This window comes from Kitasatospora sp. NPDC005751 (genome assembly GCF_040630835.1).
GTDB lineage: Bacteria > Actinomycetota > Actinomycetes > Streptomycetales > Streptomycetaceae > Kitasatospora.
On the sequence record NZ_JBEXYC010000093.1, the window covers coordinates 1 to 16,753 of the forward strand.

General features: G+C 72.0%; 18 protein-coding genes. 11 read left to right on the plus strand and 7 right to left on the minus strand.

Features of this window, described 5'->3' with window-relative positions; all coding sequences use genetic code 11:
• The first annotated feature begins 452 nt into the window (after positions 1-452).
• On the plus strand, positions 453-1,457 hold the full coding sequence (locus ABZ497_RS35100; RefSeq protein WP_359811757.1) for an NADP-dependent oxidoreductase: 1,005 nt from the start codon (positions 453-455) through the stop codon (positions 1,455-1,457).
• Positions 1,458-1,975: 518 nt separating this feature from the next.
• Here the strand turns inward: ABZ497_RS35100 and ABZ497_RS35105 are convergent.
• Positions 1,976-2,302 (minus strand): nuclear transport factor 2 family protein, encoded by a 327-nt coding sequence (locus tag ABZ497_RS35105; protein WP_359811760.1) that lies wholly within the window; start codon positions 2,300-2,302, stop codon positions 1,976-1,978.
• Between the two features lie 31 nt (positions 2,303-2,333).
• Positions 2,334-3,518: a M20 family metallopeptidase gene (locus ABZ497_RS35110; protein ID WP_359811762.1), complete on the minus strand. Its 1,185-nt coding sequence runs from the start codon at positions 3,516-3,518 to the stop codon at positions 2,334-2,336.
• A 170-nt stretch (positions 3,519-3,688) separates the two neighbouring features.
• On the opposite strand from ABZ497_RS35110, the gene ABZ497_RS35115 reads away from it, so the two are divergent.
• The 3 genes from ABZ497_RS35115 (at position 3,689) to ABZ497_RS35125 (ending at position 7,263) form a co-directional block, all read left to right on the plus strand.
• Positions 3,689-4,714, plus strand: coding sequence for an Lrp/AsnC family transcriptional regulator (locus tag ABZ497_RS35115; RefSeq protein WP_359811765.1), 1,026 nt, complete (start codon positions 3,689-3,691; stop codon positions 4,712-4,714).
• A 294-nt stretch (positions 4,715-5,008) separates the two neighbouring features.
• Positions 5,009-6,010 carry an XRE family transcriptional regulator gene (locus tag ABZ497_RS35120; RefSeq protein ID WP_359811768.1) on the plus strand — a complete coding sequence of 334 codons (1,002 nt, stop codon included), beginning with the start codon at positions 5,009-5,011 and terminating at the stop codon, positions 6,008-6,010.
• Between the two features lie 539 nt (positions 6,011-6,549).
• A complete protein-coding gene (locus tag ABZ497_RS35125; protein WP_359811771.1) occupies positions 6,550-7,263 on the plus strand; it encodes an NPCBM/NEW2 domain-containing protein in 714 nt (237 codons plus the stop codon).
• 206 nt (positions 7,264-7,469) lie between these two features.
• Here ABZ497_RS35125 and ABZ497_RS35130 read toward each other — a convergent pair whose 3' ends face one another.
• On the minus strand, positions 7,470-7,652 hold the full coding sequence (locus tag ABZ497_RS35130) for a hypothetical protein (RefSeq protein ID WP_359811774.1): 183 nt from the start codon (positions 7,650-7,652) through the stop codon (positions 7,470-7,472).
• Between the two features lie 256 nt (positions 7,653-7,908).
• Here ABZ497_RS35130 and ABZ497_RS35135 point away from each other — a divergent pair, with 256 nt between their 5' ends.
• Entirely contained in the window at positions 7,909-8,763 is an 855-nt protein-coding gene (locus ABZ497_RS35135) for a methyltransferase domain-containing protein (RefSeq protein WP_359811796.1), read from the plus strand.
• 235 nt (positions 8,764-8,998) lie between these two features.
• Here ABZ497_RS35135 and ABZ497_RS35140 read toward each other — a convergent pair whose 3' ends face one another.
• Positions 8,999-9,916 carry a LysR family transcriptional regulator gene (locus ABZ497_RS35140; RefSeq protein WP_359811776.1) on the minus strand — a complete coding sequence of 306 codons (918 nt, stop codon included), beginning with the start codon at positions 9,914-9,916 and terminating at the stop codon, positions 8,999-9,001.
• A gap of 291 nt (positions 9,917-10,207) precedes the next feature.
• On the opposite strand from ABZ497_RS35140, the gene nadC reads away from it, so the two are divergent.
• The 5 genes from nadC to ABZ497_RS35165 all read left to right on the plus strand — a co-directional run bounded on the left by nadC (position 10,208) and on the right by ABZ497_RS35165 (position 13,549).
• Positions 10,208-11,101 (plus strand): carboxylating nicotinate-nucleotide diphosphorylase, encoded by an 894-nt coding sequence (nadC, locus tag ABZ497_RS35145; protein ID WP_359811778.1) that lies wholly within the window; start codon positions 10,208-10,210, stop codon positions 11,099-11,101.
• Positions 11,089-11,961: a PhzF family phenazine biosynthesis isomerase gene (locus ABZ497_RS35150; RefSeq protein WP_359811781.1), complete on the plus strand. Its 873-nt coding sequence runs from the start codon at positions 11,089-11,091 to the stop codon at positions 11,959-11,961. Before nadC ends, ABZ497_RS35150 begins: the two co-directional genes overlap by 13 nt.
• Positions 11,962-12,067: 106 nt before the next feature.
• Positions 12,068-12,361, plus strand: a complete 294-nt coding sequence (locus tag ABZ497_RS35155; RefSeq protein ID WP_329491771.1) for a DUF1330 domain-containing protein — start codon at positions 12,068-12,070, stop codon at positions 12,359-12,361.
• 250 nt (positions 12,362-12,611) lie between these two features.
• Complete coding sequence (locus ABZ497_RS35160) at positions 12,612-12,764, plus strand: hypothetical protein (protein ID WP_359811784.1); 153 nt, start codon at positions 12,612-12,614, stop codon at positions 12,762-12,764.
• 227 nt (positions 12,765-12,991) lie between these two features.
• Positions 12,992-13,549, plus strand: a complete 558-nt coding sequence (locus ABZ497_RS35165; RefSeq protein ID WP_359811786.1) for a hemerythrin domain-containing protein — start codon at positions 12,992-12,994, stop codon at positions 13,547-13,549.
• Positions 13,550-13,762: 213 nt separating this feature from the next.
• Here ABZ497_RS35165 and ABZ497_RS35170 read toward each other — a convergent pair whose 3' ends face one another.
• The 3 genes from ABZ497_RS35170 to ABZ497_RS35180 form a co-directional block, all read right to left on the minus strand.
• Complete coding sequence (locus ABZ497_RS35170; protein ID WP_359811788.1) at positions 13,763-14,455, minus strand: DUF6766 family protein; 693 nt, start codon at positions 14,453-14,455, stop codon at positions 13,763-13,765.
• A gap of 85 nt (positions 14,456-14,540) precedes the next feature.
• Entirely contained in the window at positions 14,541-14,936 is a 396-nt protein-coding gene (locus tag ABZ497_RS35175; protein ID WP_359811791.1) for a hypothetical protein, read from the minus strand.
• Positions 14,937-15,373: 437 nt separating this feature from the next.
• Positions 15,374-15,898, minus strand: a complete 525-nt coding sequence (locus ABZ497_RS35180; RefSeq protein WP_359811794.1) for a GNAT family N-acetyltransferase — start codon at positions 15,896-15,898, stop codon at positions 15,374-15,376.
• 285 nt (positions 15,899-16,183) lie between these two features.
• Between ABZ497_RS35180 and ABZ497_RS35185 the strand changes: the two genes are divergently transcribed.
• A complete protein-coding gene (locus tag ABZ497_RS35185) occupies positions 16,184-16,633 on the plus strand; it encodes an SRPBCC family protein (RefSeq protein ID WP_329491774.1) in 450 nt (149 codons plus the stop codon).
• Positions 16,634-16,753 lie beyond the last annotated feature (120 nt).

The following is a 16,753-nucleotide window of genomic DNA, read 5'->3' on the forward strand; positions in this document are numbered from 1 at the left end:
AGCTACCTCGCAGGCCTTCACCTCCGCGCCTCGATGATCTGGATAGACGACCTCGTACGACCGCTCCACTGATCACAACATCACACAGGCCCTAGCAGTTCGGCGAGTCGGAGGAGCTGACGGGGAAGTTCGTCTCCGCGGACCGGGACCACTTCGTCCTGGCCACCAAGTTCACCCTCGGGGCCGCGCCGCAGCCGGCATCTCCACAACGGGCAACAGCCGCAAGAACATGGTCGCCTCGGTGGAGGCGAGCCTGAGGCGCCTGGGCACGGACCACATCGACCTGCTCCGGGTGCACGGGGGGCGATGGACGCCGAGCCGGTGAGCGCAGAGCGCCGCATCGGCGAGGGGCCCCGGAAGACCGAAACAAGCACCACAGAGTGTCTCGTACTGGGAGAAGCCCAGCATGGACCCGAGAGCCGTCCCCTCCCGGACGAGAAGCGGAGACGACGATGAAGGCCTTCCTGATCGAGCGGTACGGCGACACGGCCGGCCCCCACGCCGGTGAGATGCCCGACCCCCGGGTGGGCGCCGGCGACGTCCTGGTCCGGATCCACGCGGCGAGCGTCAACCCGCTCGACATCAAGCTCCGCGACGGGGCCTTCAAGGCGATCCTGCCCTACCGTCTCCCTCTCGTCCTGGGCAACGACCTCGCCGGGGTGGTGGTCCAGGTGGGATCGTCCGTCACCCGGTTCACGGTGGGCGACGAGGTCTACGCGCGGCCCGACAAGGACCGCATCGGCACGTTCGCCGAACTCATCGCCGTCCACCAGGACGACCTCGCCCCCAAACCGGCCGCACTCACCATGGCGGAGGCCGCCTCCCTTCCCCTGGTCGCCCTGACCGCCTGGCAGGCACTGGTGGAACGGGCACACGTGCGGCCGGGCCAGAAGGTCCTCGTCCACGCCGGCGCCGGCGGGGTGGGCACCATCGCCGTCCAGCTGGCCAAACACCTGGGCGCGCAGGTGGCCACCACCGTGAGCACCGCCAAGGCCGACCTGGTGAAGGAGCTGGGCGCCGACATCGTCGTCGACTACAGGAAGCAGGACTTCGCGTCCGTCCTCGACGACTACGACGTCGTCCTGGACACCCTCGGCGGTGAGACGCTGGAGAAGTCGCTGCGGGTGCTCAAGCCCGGCGGGACGGTCATCAGCGTCGCAGGCCCTCCGGACGCCGCGTTCGCCCGCGAGCTGGGCGCGAACGCGGCCCTGCGGCTGGTGATGAACGCGCTGAGCTTCAGGACCCGGCGCCGCGCCCGGCGCCGCGGCGTGACGTACTCGTTCCTGTTCATGAAGGCCGGCGGCGACCAGCTGCGCGAACTCACCGCGCTCATCGACGCCGGAAAGATCCGCCCGGTGGTCGACCGTGTCTTCCCCTTCGACCGGACCGGGGAGGCGATGGAGTACGTCGAGAAGGGCCGCGCGAAGGCCGGCAAGGTCGTCGTCACGATGACCTGACCGAAACAGTCCTCCCGCCGGCAGACCGGCGGAGCCCCCTCGGCTGCCGGGAGACGAGGGTCATCCTGGCGCGGACCGCTGGGCCTCGAGGCCGGCGACGCGGCGGTGTTGGCCACGCAGACTGGAGCGAGTGGCCTTGAGCCGCTCGTCGAGCGTGCGGTTGTCGGTCGTGAGCCGGCGGACCCGCTGCTTGAGCGTGGTGTTCTCGGTGGTGACGAGGGGGCACGGCTGGCACCGACCATCGGCGACGCGCTCGACGCGGGTGCGCTGGCGATCATCTGCGTCACCGACCAGACGTCTTGCCTCCGTGACCTGCTGACACGCCTGCCGCCACCGCGCTTCGAGAAGCGGATCGTGCCGGCTGCCTCCTTCATCGCGGCCCTGTCGCCGGCAGTGCGTCGCGGACGGTGGCGCTTCGGCCGCGATGCCGGGCTCCTGGTCCGTTCGGCCAACCCGGCCGCTCTGCGGGGCTCAGGGGAAGTCAAGCGACGTCGCACATCACCGCACGCCCAGGCGGCTCAGCCGAGGAACTCGACGCGGTCGATGAGGCCTTCGCGGACCCGGTAGGCCACCAGGACGCGGACCGGTTCGTCGGACAGGCCGTGGGCGACTTCGTGGTCGACCACCCAGTCGCCCTCGGTGAGCCGTCCCACGATCTCCGCCCGGCAGCGGCCCGCGGCGAACTGCCGGGTGTAGGTGGCGCGCAGGGCCTGACGGCCCTCCAGCCGGCTGCCGTCCCGCCGCAGAACGAGGACGTCCTCGGCGTAGGTGGCGACGAAGGCGTCGATGTCGTGGTTGTTGTAGGCGGTGAGCTGCTGCTCGACCACGTCGCGCGGTTCGGTCATGTGCTTGATCGTTTCTTCCTTGGGCAGGGGTTCAGGCCGCGAGACGGCGGGTGGCGAGTTCGGCGTAGAGCGCCGCTCCGTCGGGGAGCACCGCGTCGTCGAACTCAGCGTAGGGAGAGTGGTTGAGCGGCAGGGTGTCGGGATCGCTCCCCTTCGGGGCGGCGCCGAGCCACGCGAACGATCCCGGAACGGCGTCGAGTACCCGGGAGAAGTCTTCCGACCCGGTCATCGGGTTGGCCATCGTCCGGAAGCGTTCCTCGCCGAAGGCCTCCCGGACGGTGTCCATCAGGAAATCGGTCTCGGCCCCGTCGTTCACCGTCACCGGGTACCCGGGAAGGTACTCGATCTCGGCCCGCAGGCCGTGGGCGGCCGCGACGGCCCGCACCAGCTCCACCACGGTGTCGGTGACCTTGGCCCGCGTCTCGGCGGAGAAGGTGCGCACGGTCGCCTCGAAGTAGGCGGTCTCGGGGATGATGTTGCGCTGGGTACCGGCCCGGAGGAGTCCGACGGTGATCACCACCGGATCGAACACGTCGAAGCGGCGGGTCACCATGGTCTGCAGGGCGGTGACCGTCTCGCAGGCCGCCGGGACGGGGTCCTTGGCCCGGTGAGGTACCGAGCCGTGCCCGCCCGCACCGTGGAGGGTGACGTTCAGCGCATCGGAGGCGGCAAGGATCGGCCCGCGCCGGGAGCTGAACTCCCCGTGCGGCATGGTCGACGCCACGTGCAGGGCGTATGCGGCGACCGGGCGCGTGCCCGCCGCGTCCAGAACGCCCTCGGCCAGCATGGCTCCGGCGCCGTCCCAGCCCTCCTCGCCGGGCTGGAACATGAAGACCACGTCGCCGTGGAGCCGCTCCCGCCGTGCGGCGAGCAGGTGCGCGGCGCCCGTGAGCATGGCGGTGTGCAGATCGTGTCCGCAGGCGTGCATGGCACCGTTGTCGGACGCGAACGGCAGCGGGGCCTTCTCGATGACCGGCAGTCCGTCCATGTCGGCGCGCAGCAGCACCGCCGGCCCCGGTAGCCCGCCGCGCAGCACCGCGGTGACCGAACTCAGCGCGGAGCCCTGACGTACTTCCAGCGGCAGTCCCTCGAGAGCCCGCAGCACCCGCTCCTGGGTGCGCGGGAGATCAAGGCCCAGCTCGGGGAACCGGTGGAGGTCATGGCGGAGCCGGACCAGGTCGGGAGCCAGAGCCAGGGCGTCGTCGTGTATGGACACAGGTACCTCCATCGGGCCCGCGGGGGCGGGAACTTGTGCGGAGCGATCTTGTTCCGCGATTCTGGAGCCCGCAGCGGGGGATTCCCGCGATTTCGCAGGATCACGCCACGAAGAGGCCCTTCGATGAACGAACCAACCGGCAGCCGACGGTGACCGGCTCCGATGTGACAGTGGACGAGTTGGATCTCGCCCTGGTGAACGCGATGCAGCTGCGGCCCCGGGCACCCTGGTCGCTGCTCGGCCAGACTCTCGGGATCAGCCCGGTCACCGCCGCGCGCCGCTGGCGACGGCTCTCGGAGGCCGGGATCGCCTGGGTGACCGCCTACGGCCTGCCCCACCCCGAGGACCCTGGCTGCGTCGCGTACCTCGACGTCGACTGCGCTCCCGACCGGATTCGGCAGATCGCCGACGAGCTGGCCGAGGACCCGCACGTGATGAGCGTCGAACACCTCTCCCAGGGCTGCGACCTCGTCATCGCCGCGGCCTTCACCGACCTGGCGACGGTCTCCCGGTACACCGCCGAACGGTTGGGCAGGCTCCCGGGGATCACCGCCGTCCGCACCCACCTGGCGACCGGCTTCTACGCCGAGGGGATCCGCTGGCGACTGGACTCACTGGACCCTGCCCAGCGCCTGGAACTCCACGACGACCACCCGACGGGCTACGGGACGTCCTCCCCAGTACGGGCCGAAATCCGCCACGAAGACCGGGAGTTGCTCATCAGGCTGGGCACCGACGGCCGCCTCGGCCAAGCCGAGCTGGCCGCCGCCACCGGGCTCAGCCCGTCCACGCTGCGCCGCCGCCTCGACCGGCTGGCCGCCTCCGACGCGATCCGCTTCCGCTGCGAGATCGCCGCCGGAGACGCCGGCCGACCGGTCCTGGCGACCTTCCGGGCCGACATCCCTCCGGACCGGCTCGACGAGGTCGGCCCCCAACTCGCCAGGCTCCCCGAGATCCGGTTGTGCGTAGCCGTCACCGGCCGGCACAACCTCATCCTCTCCGTCTGGCAGCGCTCCCTCGCCGACGTCCAGCGACTGGAGGCCGCACTCGCCCGCAGGTTCCCCGACCTGCGAGTGGCCGAGCGCCGCGTGTCACTGCGCACCGTGAAGAGGATGGGACGGATCCTGGGCTCCGACGGCCGCGCGGTCCGCGCCGTCCCGATGGACATCTGGCGAGACCCGATCCCGGTCTCCTAGCGGTGGTCCACCCGGAGGTGCCGACCACCGCGAGACGGTCGCGGAGGCCTCGCCGCCACCGGCCGGCCGACCCGCCTGCGAGCCCTCACCCTTGCCGCCGCCGTCACGGCCGGGCAAGGTCCCCGAGGTGTCCGGGACTGTCCGGGGAACGGTCGGACACGCCGGACTCGGTCTGACCAGCCGAACCTCCCGGACCGCGGGACGACGGCGCCGGCCGCACCGCTGCCCTCGTCCTGGCCAACAACGTCTTGAATCAACGTGGTTGGCCGCGGACCGCTCCGCCAGGATCGGGGCATGAGTTCCCAACCCTTGCCCCCGAATCCCTCCCTGGCGCGGGATACGGCCGAGTTCGTCGCGTATCTTCGACAGCTTCGGCAACGGTCCGGGCTGACCTACAGGGCGCTGGAACGCCGCGCTGCCGAGGTCGGGGCCGTGCTCCCGCGCAGCACGATCGCCGAGGCGCTCCGCCACGACCTGCTGCCGCGACCGGAACTGCTCGACGCCTTCGTCCGGGCGTGCGGACTCGGCGAGGACCCGGCCGTGTGGCTCGCGGCACGCGAGCGGCTGGCCCACGAGGCCACCCACCCGGGGCCCGGCGTCCCCGCCGAGGCCGGCCCACCCGCCCCGCAGACGCTGCCCGGCGCCCTGCGGACCGCACCGCCCGCGCCCTCCCGCCGGCGGCTGCGCAGCGCTACTCCGGTCGTGGTGGTCCTGGCGCTGGCGGCCGCCGTGGCGGGCGGGGCGGCCTTCCTCCACGACCGTGCGCACCGCCCCGCCGCGCCCGCTCCCTCCTCCGGCGCCCAGGAACGGGCTCTGGTCGCGGCGGGCGCGTATCTGATCCGGCCGGTGGGCTCCGGACTCTGCCTGGGGGAGTCGACCACGCACGAAAGCGGTGGGGAGGTAGGGCAGTTCGCGTGCCCGGGCAACGTGCCCACCTACGTCTTCGAGCCGGCCGGCGGCGGCCAGTACACGATCCGCTCCCTCCATCCGGTGATGGGTCACGGCTGCCTGGGAGTGGAGGCCGCACTCCTCGCCGACGGCGCCCGTCTGATGAACGACTACTGCGGCCGGCGGGGGACCGCGGAACGGTTCCGGCTGAGAGCGTCGCCGGGAGGCGCCGGTAGCTACCTCATCCAGCTGGTCCACAGCAACGCCTGCGTGACCATCCCGGGCGATATCGGCACCCCGGGCGTCCTCGCACGCCAGCTCCCCTGCGCAGACCCTCCCGCCGGGCAGAGCTTCACCCTGGAGCCCGTGCCGGCCCCGACCGCCATCCCGGACATCAGGACCAACTGATCACTCGCGTCGGCCGGTGCAGCCGGCCTGGTCCGCCGCCTTCGGTGATCGCGGCCGGCCCCGTACCCACCGCGAATGGGGCGAGGCACTCGACGCCCTCCGCAGCGCCCACGCCGTGGCGCCGGTGACCGCCGAGCGGATGTCCGGTGCCGCCCGGCCGGCTCTGCGGACCTCCGGGTGGACCGGCCCGCGCGCGGGCGAGTCCGGCCCGCTGGTCGGCCCACACCGCTTCTGGCGACCAGGGCAGCGGAGAGCGCGGCGAGCTGATCGCCGACCCCGCGATGGCGCGGCCGGCCTTCGGGCCGAACCCGCCGGGCCGGGGCCGGGAGAAGGCGGCGGTGGCGCCGCTGGTTCTCACCCCCGGATCAGCGCCGCCCTGGCCTCGCGTGTTTCGCGGCACTCCGCACAGCGAGGCCACCTGCTTCCCGCAGGCCCCCTGTTGTGCGGGCTCGGGATCGGCGAATATCGTTCCTGATATTCCGTCAGTCGGCGCAGGGGAGCGAACGCCCGTGCGGTGACGCCGTTTGAAGGAGCCGGCAGTGACTGCTGAACCGTCGCCGGGCGGAGTCCCGCCGGTGCCCCCGGGCCCGCCGCCGGGTGCCGGAGGCGGACCTGCGCCCGCGTCCGGCCGGCGCCTCGGCGAGATCGCGGCGCTCGTCTCGGCCGGCACCGCCCTCGCCGGTCTCCTCCTCGGCTTCCTCGGACTTCCCGCAGTGGTGAACTCACCCACCGCCAGCACCGTCACCGAGACCGTACGCGCCACGGCGACGGTGACCGTGACCGCGACCCCGGCAAGCCCCTCCACGCCCATCACCGTTCCGGCACCGAGCGGCAGCGGCCAGCCGCCGCCCACCACACCCGGGCGGGTCTCCCTCGTGGACGACCTGCTGCCCGTCGACAATGAACAAGGCAACTACGACCGCGGACCGCAGAACGTCAACGGCACGCTCTACCCCACCGTGCTCTCCAGCACCTGCGCCACCGCCACCTGGCAACTGGACCGCCAGTACACCACCCTGACCACGTCATACGGCCTGGCCGACAGCTCGTCCTCCGGCAAGACCGTGAGGATGTACATCGAGCTGGACGGCGCCCGGAAACTGGAACGAGACGTGCCGGTCGGCTCGACGACGCCCGTGACTCTGAACGTCCAGGGCGTCTTCCGCGTCACCCTTGGCTCCAACTACTGCTACACCTTCGGTTCGAACAACGTGGGCGCGTGGATCGACCCCGTCGTCACCAAGGCCCCCTGAGTCCGCCTTTGGTCCTTGGCCGGTCTGGGGGTTCGCGCCTGCGGCGTTCCGGCCTGTCTCGGTACGCGTCTGTCCGGCGAAGCCGTCCGCGGACCACCGGGCGGCCGGCTCGGTGTGCCTTGGCCCGACGGCCCGGACGGCTGCTGGCCGGTACGGGCCCTGGCAGGCGGGCCTCGGGGTGTCGCCCGACGGCGGGAGTTCGGGTGTCAGGTCGTCCCGGGGGATCCGCCGGGGGCTTCGTAGTTGCCGCTGGGGGTGGTGTTGACTATGCCGTCGTTGCCCTTGCCGCCCGATCCGGCGGGGTCGCCGCTATCGCCGTTGCCGCCCTGCACGTACCCCTTGCCGGTGTCGAAGCCGCCCTCGCCACCGTTGGGCAAACTCGCGATCATCGTGAACGGCTACGGCGGTGGCGGGCAGTGGAGTCTGCTGTGGACGGAGCCACCCGCCTCGTTGTCGGCGAGCCCGCGGTGCGGGGTCACGGCACGGCGGTCCTTGGCGCACGGTGGACCATCGGATGAACCGAGCGCGTGTTCCCCCCTGCTCGGACTGCGGCATCACGGGATGTCCAGGAAATCGGAGGCGGCGCTGCCCACGAGTCCCATAGCATCGGCCCGCACCGACCCGTCGAGTATCACCAAGGACTTTGTGAATCACTCCGATCTCCGCGCCAAGGCCCCCTCGCTCGCGGCCGGCATGGCCGCTGCCGATCACAGCCCGGACATCCAGCTGTCCCAGACTCGCCACCGCGCCGCGCTCGTGGCGAGCTGGCAGATCGCGCCCGGCTCGACGGTCCTCGAACTGGGCTGCGGCCAGGGCGACATGACCGTCGTCCTCGCGGAGGCGGTGGGGCCCGAGGGGCGCGTGACAGCCCTCGACGTCGCCGACCCCTCCTACGGGGCGCCGGTCACGCTCGGAGAATCGGCGGCCCGGATCGCGGCGGGCCCTCTCGAGCCGCGCATCGACTTCCGCCTCGGCACGGACGTCCTCGACCCGTCGGTCGACGTCCCCGGAAGTACCTTCGACTTCGTGGTGCTCGCGCACTGCTCCTGGTACTTCGCATCGCTCGGACAGTTGCGGGACACACTGGCCCGGGTGCGGCCGTGGGCGCGGCGACTGTGTTTCGCCGAGTGGGACTTGACGCCTGCGTCCGGCGACCAGCTGGCGCACCTCCTCGCCGTGCTGATCCAGGGGCAGACCGAGGCCGCGGGGTCGCATGGCCAGGGCAACGTTCGCACGCCGTTCTCCCGTGAGGCGCTGCTGAGGCTCCTGCACGAGGCCGGCTGGACGGCCGACGGCAGCGGCCTGGTCGATACCGGAGAGCTTCAGGACGGCGACTGGGAGATTGCCGCCTGCCTCGACCTGGCCGCAACGGAGGAGCGTCTGGCCGCGCTGCCCGAGCCGGTGCGCCAGCTCGTCCTGAGTCAGGCCGACGTCCTCCGGGCCATCGCCAAGCCGCGCGGGAACCGCGCGCTCGCCGCGTACTCAGTCACCGCGCGCTGACCTACGACCCCGGCAACCGGCCGGTCAGCGGTCGGTGGGATCGGGGATGCGGACGGTGTCTGCCGAACCCTCGGAGGGGCCGAGTTGTCCTGGACCTTCGTCGTGATGGCCGCCGGCTCGCCCGCCACGATCCGCCAGGACGTCGCGGCCCCGGTCAACGAAGTCGCGCGGGTGCTCTCGGCCGGCCCAGGTGGGAGGCCGATCGTTCGAAGCCGGGCGCCGCGGCGGCAAGCGGTCAGCGGTCGTGCCGGCCGCCGGCTCCGCCGGTGCCGTCGTCGGGTGGCCGGCTGTCCGAGCGTGCCAGCAGGTCCGCCCAGGGGCTGTCGTCGGGGGTGGCCAGGAGGAAGCGTTCGCGTGGCGGGTCGGATGCGAAGGGGCGCCAGGTGATCCCGGTGTCCTTCGTGACGGCGGTCCGGGTTCGTAGGGTGATCAGGTTCTGGTTGTTGCGCAGGTGGTGGCGGTACAGGGCCCGGCTGTGCGCGTCGACGGTACGTAGTCGTGGTGACCAGCCGTGGCCGGCGAGGTGGGCCAGGACGTCCTCGGTGAAGTGCGGGTTGCGTTCGGCGGGGAACCAGAGCAGGTCCTGGCCCGCGAGGTCGGCCCAGGACAGGGCCGTGTGGTGGGCCAGCGGGTGGTCGGGGCGCAGGAGCACGCCGAGTGGTTCGTCGGCCAGGGTGAGCGTGGCCAGGTCGTCGATGTCGTGGACGGCGCGCATCACCCCGAGGGCGAGGGTGCCGGTCCGCAACAGGTCGAGTTGCTTCGGGGAGTCGGTCTCGGTGAACTCGACGTCCGGGGATCCGTCTTCGGCCAGGACCTGCTCGACCCGTGCCAGCAGGTGGTCCGGGACGGTGCCGCAGACCCCTACGCGTACGGGAGAGCGGGCGTCGCGTGCCTGCGCCAGCGACGACTCGATCTCGGCCAGGGTGCGTGTGGCGCTCGTGTACAGGATCCGGCCGCCCTCGGTGAGCTCCATCCCTTTGGGTCTGCGGTGGAACAGTTTGGCCCCGACCCGGCGTTCCAGGGCGCTGATCTGCTGGCTGAGGGTGGGCTGGGCGATCCGCAGCACCCGTGCGGCCTCCGTCATCGTGCCTTCCTCGGCGACGGTCACGAAGTAGCGGAGATGACGAAGTTCGACGCCTTGGTGGTCGTGCATGTCCGCTCCTTGCTCCCGGGATAGGTCCGAGCCTATGGGGTGGCCTCGTGGGGCTATTGGCGGGCAGCGGATCGCGGGGGTTCTGATGGGGGGCGACCCATCGATCCGGCGGTCCTGTTGAACGGAGCAACACGTCATGCGGGATGACTTCCCCCGCGCCGGCGTCGGGTTCGCCGCCGCTGCTCACGGTGGCGTCGTCGTCGCCCACCCGACGCGAGCGAAACCCGTCGGGGAAGCCGTCCAGGGCCTCGTCGGTCCGATGATCGATCTCCGAGAGGCGAGGAACCACCTATGAGGATCGCGGATTTCCCCGTGTCGGCGGCGCGGGCCAGTGTGGCCGCCGCCTTGACGGAGGACAGGGCCGACGACGACGTCACCACCTTGTGGAGCGTCCCGGCCGATCTGGTCGCCACCGCCGAGATCAGTACCCGCCGGCCCGGCGTCGTCGCCGGAATGCCCGTGGTCCGCGAAGTCTTCGCCCAGAGCGCCCCTGAGGTCGGGGTCGAGGCTCTGGTCGCGGACGGCGAACGGGTGCGGGCCGGGGACGTCCTGGTGCGGCTGACCGGGTCGGCCCGCAACCTGATCACCGCCGAGCGCACGGTGCTGAACCTCCTGCAGCGCCTGTGCGGCATCGCCACTGTCACCGACGCCTTCGTCCAGGCCGTGGCCGGAACTCCGGCGCGGATCCTGGACACCCGCAAGACCGCCCCGGGGCTGCGGGCGCTGGACAAGTACGCCGTCACCGCCGGCGGCGGCGGCAATCACCGGCTCACCCTGGCGGCGATGGTCCTGCTGAAGGAGAACCACATCACCGCGGCGGGCGGGGTGACCGCGGCGATCGACGCGGTCCGAAAGGGTATGGCCGATTCCGGGCGGAGGCTGCCGATCGACGTCGAGGTGCAGACCGTCGCGCAGGCCCGCGAGGCCATGGAAGCGGGAGCGGGCTGGCTCATGCTCGACAACATGGAAATGGCCGACATCGAAGAAGTGACGCGGATGAGGGCCCGCCGCCGCGGCGGTTCGAAGATCCTCCTGGAGGCCTCCGGCAACGTCACCCTGGACCGGGTTCGCGCCGTCGCCGAAGCCGGCGTCGACCTCATCTCGATCGGCGCCCTGACGCACAGCGCGCCCGCGCTCGACCTGACGATGCTGATCACGACGGACGCGGCGCCGTGCCCGAGGTGACGATCGTCGACGCGTGCCGGCGACAGGGCCGGGGCGGCAGCGCGACCGCCGTGCTCGACGACGCGCCCTTCACCGATGCCGAGCGACGGCGCGTCCCCGCCGCGACAGGCACCTCGCACGCGGTCTTCATCACCGCGCTGGACGGCGAGGACCGGGCCCGAGCGTCGTATCGGCTCCGATTCTTCACTGGCGAAGGCGAGTTGCCCGCCTGCGGTCACGGCACGGTCGCCGCACTGGCGCTGCTCGCGCAGCGCCACAGCGGCGACGCCGACTACCGGGCCACGCTGCACACCACGACCCGCGTATTCGAAGGCCGGGCGACGCGGGGACACGACGACCTGACGGCCACGTTCGACCCGGGTCCGATCAGCCCGCGAGAGGCCGGGGGACCCGGACTCCGGGCGATCGCGACCGCCCTCGGCCTGAACAGCGAAACCCTTCCCGACGCTGCCCGTGTGGCCTCACCCGGCCGGCCACGGCTCCTGTTGCCCGTACGATCGCGCACCGCGCTGGCCGAACTCCGCCCGGACTTCAGGGCTCTGCGCGATGCCTGTGACCGCTACGGATTGCTGGGCTGCTACGCCTACTCGGTCCCCGACGCGGACGGCCGGGCGGCGGCCCGGATGTTCGCCCCGTCGATCGGCGTCCCCGAGGACGTCGCCAACGCCAACAGCACCGCGTGTCTGGCCGCATGTCTCGCGGATCAGGGCGTCACCGCCCTCGCGGTCGACATGGGCGATCACCTCGGCCATCCGTCCACGATCATCGCCGACGCGCGGCGCGGCGCGTCCGGCACCCTGGTCCGTGTGGGCGGCGCCGCGCAGATCGCGCGCGCCGTCCGCCTTCCCCGGCTCGGCTGACACGAAAGCGACTCGCGGTGGCCAGCAGGCCGACCGAGCCGGCCGCCGAGGCTCGTCCGAGACCAACCCGTCCATCGAACGCACTCATCCCCACACTGGAGGTTCCATGCCCAAGGGCTACTGGGTCAGCGTCTACCGCACCATTTCGGACCCCGCGAAGCTGGCTGCCTACAACGAGCTGGCCGGTCCGGCCGTCCGGGCCGGGGGCGGACGGGTCCTCGCCCGTGACGGTCGGGTCGTGGCACACGAGGCCGGACTCGCCGCGCGCACCATCCTGATCGAGTTCGACAGCTTCGAGCAGGCCGTCGCGGCCCGCGAGAGCGCGGCCTACCAGGAGGCGCTGGCCGCCCTCGGCGACGGCGTCGAGCGCGACTTCCGCATCGTCGAAGGCATCGACTGACCGACCGTGGTCCGGTCGGATCCTCACCGGTACAGCGGGTTTCCGGGGTATACCGGCCCGTTCCCGTGAACGGTGTCACCAGCTGGTTCCGACAGGGCCCTTGCCGCCTGGCCGGGACCGGCGGCAAGGGCGTGGCGGCGCGGGATGTCATGGTCGGCGGTGCGGGGGTTCCAACGACTCCCGCTCGCCACCGGCCTTCTCCGGCGACGCGGGCAAGCCGGGACCCGGTAGCCGTAACCGGGGTGGTGTGTTGACCTCACTCGACCTCCTGCGCGGACCAGTTGAGGAAGCACGGCGCCGCCCCCGGCTGACCGACGTCGGCGACTTCGACCACAACGGATCGGTGCTGCAAGCCCTGCCCCGGCTCATCAGGTTCTTCGACGAGACGGCCAAGACAACCTGAAACCCGCCACCGATCCTGCCCCGGGCGGCAAGACGGCATGGGCCGAGTGCGAGCCGCCACCCACCACGGCACCGGCCCGTCGCCCGCTCGGACCGGACCGGACCGGGGGAGTTTGCGGCCGCCCGATCCGGTGAGGAGCGGGCCACCGGCGCAGGCCCGCGAGGGAGCGGGAACGCACTCCGGCTGGGCGCGCACCGACTCGCCCGCGGACGACGAGAGGCAGGACAATGGGACACGGCGGAAACGTGATCGAGGAACTGATGGCGGACCACCGCGAGGTGGAGGACATGTTCGGCCGCATCCGGGCCATGAGCGGCGGCGGCCAGGCACTGCGGGACGTGATCGACCACGTCACCATCGAGCTGGTGCGGCACTCGGTCGCGGAGGAGCAGTACCTCTACCCCGCGGTCCGCGAGCACCTCGACGGCGGCGACGCCCTCGCGGACAGGGAGATCGAGGACCACCGCCAGGTCGAGGACCTCCTCAAGCAGCTGGAGGACCTGCGAACCGACGATCCCGCGATGGGCTCGGTGCTCCGGCAGCTGATGGACGAGGTGTCCGCCCACGTCGAGGACGAGGAGACCAACCTCTTCCCGATGCTGCGCACGGCCTGTACCCCGGAGCAGCTGGACGACCTCGGGGACAAGGTCCGCCGGGCGAAGGCCATGGCCCCGACCCGGCCGCACCCGGCGGCCCCGGACAGCCCGATGGCCAGCAAGCTCCTCGGCCCCGGTGTCGGCCTCGTGGACCGGGCCCGGGACTTCGTGACCGGCCGCGGCAAGTAGGCCCCAACCGCGCCGACCGAACGCCCGCGGTTCCCTGTCACGCCTTGCCCGACCGGGCACACGCCCCTCTCGGTCGGGCAAGGCGTCGCGGGGTCATGTCCCCGCCCGCACTCGTGTACCTCCTCGCGCCCGGCGGATCCCACCGGCTGGAGCGTCTCCGTAGCGTCCCCCGCCCGGCCCGGACCGGGGCCGCCGGTGGGCCGCCGGTGGGCATCAGCCTTCGACGCCGGTGGAGGTGTGGGCCGCGCCGACCGGCTTCGATTCGGGTGATCCGCGTTGGCGCAGGTAGACGGAGAGGATCGCCATGGAGGCGACCGCGAGGAGTTCGGACTGCCAGTTCTGCAGGGTGCGGTTCCAGAAGTCCGCGGACAGCACGTAGTCCCACCAGGTGAACGGCGCCTGGAGGTCGCGCAGCCGCCCGGCGTTGAACGAGGCCGCACCGGTGATCGACTGGGCGAACCAGGAGCCGACGAAGAACAGCGCCATCACCGTGCCGAGGGAGCGCGAGTACAGGGTGCGGCGCAGTCCGGCCGCGCGGGCCCAGGAGGGCGAGTCGGCGGTGGCGTGAGCGCCGACCTTCTGTTCGCGGTCGGACTCGGTACCGGGCCGGTCCAGGCTCTTGGACTCCGGGGACCCCCGTTGCAGCAGCCAGACGGTGCCGAAGATGTACAGGAAGAACTGCAGGTACTCCGACTGCCAGTTCTCGGTGACGTCCACCGCGAAGTCGGAGCCGGTCAGATAGCCGGCGACACCGACGGGCTGGAGATCGGCCGCGACGAGCTCGTTGTTCACCTCCGCCAGCCCCGCGGCGGCCTGCCCGACCAGGGTGAGCAGGAAGGCGGCACCGAAGGCCAGGGTGAGGCTGTTGTCGCGCAGGAATCGCCCCGCGCGGTCCGTGCGGCTCATCGGTGCAGCGCCCCGATCGTCGTGAAGTAGACCAGACCGCCGACGACGATCAGCACGCACAGGGCGAACAGGCTGCGCACCGGTCTCACGCTCCCTTGACCACGCACTTGTAGGGCTTGCGGGGCTGCGGGTCGCACCCGGCGGCGGTGATCTTCCATCCGTCCGGGAAGGCGGACAGGAAGAGGGTGTCGCTGTCCAGCACGGCGCGGGCCTGCCGGCCGTAGACGTCGACTCGGCGGACGTCCGCGGCTGATGGCAGGTCGCTGTCGCCGATCGCCTGCTGGCAGTCCGTCTTGCTGCTGTCCTCGAGTTCCTCGCGCGTGCCCGGGGCGAGTGCGCCGCACAGCGCCGCATTGTCCTGGCGGGCGAGGTCGGCCTCGAAGGCCCGTGCCGCGGCCGCGACCGCGTCCTCCCGGTCCGACAGCGACGAACAGCCGCACAGCACCGCCAGGGCAAGCCCGACCTGAAGGCACGCCCACATCCTGCTCCGCCCTGAGACCATGCAGGGCAGTCGACCACGACCGGCCGCCCACCCGGGCGACGCGGGGCCGTCACACGACCGAACGAGTGGTTCGACGGAGTGTCACGAGAGCGCCCGCCCCCGCAGGGTTCGCCTCACCGACGGCGCCGGCGTCCGGGCACCACCTCGCCGGCGAGCCTGGCCGGCGGAGCCTCGCACCCCCGGGGGGAGGCGGCAGGTCGGGCAGGAGGGGTGCCGGCCGCTGCGGCGACCGCGCCACGCATCGGGCCGTGACCCGTCGCGCCTACGGCTGCGCCGGGGCGCCGCCGCTGTATCCGGTGGGCCTGTCGCCGTACAGGCCCACCGGAGGTCGGGACGGGGGGCCGAGCCGCCAGTCCGCGGGGTGAGCGGAGGGGCCGACGCGGGGCGCTTCGCCAGCCGTCCGGCTGAAGGTTTGGCTACCGGGGGTCGCTGCGGAAGCCCGGGTAGCCCAGGATGAGGACCTTCTCGCTCGGGTTTCGGACGTAGGGGATCACCTTTCCGGTGTCCTCGAAGCCGAGTCGTCCGTAGAAGGCCAGGGCGCGTGCGTTAGTCCCGTTGACGCCGAGGGTCAGCCACCGTGCGTCGGTGTGGTCCTGTGCGTGGCGGATGGTGGCCCGCACGAGATCGGCGGCGGGGCCGGTGGCGCCGCGGTGGGCCGGGGTGACGTAGACGGAGCGGACGCACACGGTGTCCGGGACGTCGGGGACGGGCTCGATGCCGGCCGTTCCCACCCAGGTCCCGCTCGCGTCACGGGCCGTGAGGGTGGCACGGTGCCCGGCAGCCTCCGCGGCGGCCTGTTGCTGCCAGTAGGCGTCGGGGTGGGCGGCGGTGTCGGCGTAGGAGAGGTTGAAGGCGCCGGGGGAGTCCCGCAGCGCCTCCAGTGTGATCTCGCGGAGCTCCCGCCATTCCTCGGCGGCTATCCGGTGTACGACGTAGTGCATGTGGTGAGCCTGGCACGGCCGCGGCGTAGCGGGATCACACGCGAGGATGATCTTCGTCCGGCGGCTCCCCCGCAGGGGGGACCTCCCGGGCGGGGGAGGCCGGCCGCAGCCGGCGCCGGGTGGTGGGCGGAGAGCGGTGGCCTGGGGGATCGGTCCACGAATGGGTGGTGGCTGTTGCCGGTTCGTCCGGAGTGCGGCGGAATCGGTAGGGGCCGGGCATACCGGCCGGCGGTCGGGGCAGGCGCTTGTCCGACCGCGAAGCGATGCGAAGGCGAGTGAGCAGCGATGAGCAAGGTGCAGGAGCAGATCGACGTCGATGTGCCGGTCAGCACGGCGTACAACCAGTGGACGCAGTTCGAGCAGTTCCCGATGTTCATGGAAGGCGTCGAGGAGATCACCCAGCTCGACGAGCGGCACAACCACTGGAAGACGAAGATCGCCGGTGTGTCCCGGGAGTTCGACACCGAGATCGTCGACCAGGTCCCGGACGACCACGTGGCGTGGCGTACCACCAGTGGTGACGTGCGGCAGACGGGGATGGTTCGTTTCGAGCCGATCGACGCGACCCATACCCGGGTGATGATGGAGATGGACTTCCAGCCCGGTGGCATGGCCGAGAAGGCCGCCGACATGACGGGCATGCTCGACCGGCAGGTCAAGGGCGACCTCAAGCGGTTCAAGCACTTCATCGAGAAGCGCGGCACCGCCTCCGGTGGTTACCGCGACACCCTCTGACCCGGACCACGCCCTTCGGCCGCCCCCGCCACACCCACGGGTGTGGCGGGCCGGGGCGCCGGGACGCCGGGGCGACGGGGCGACTGGACGACGGGGCGACGGGGCGACTGGACGACGGGG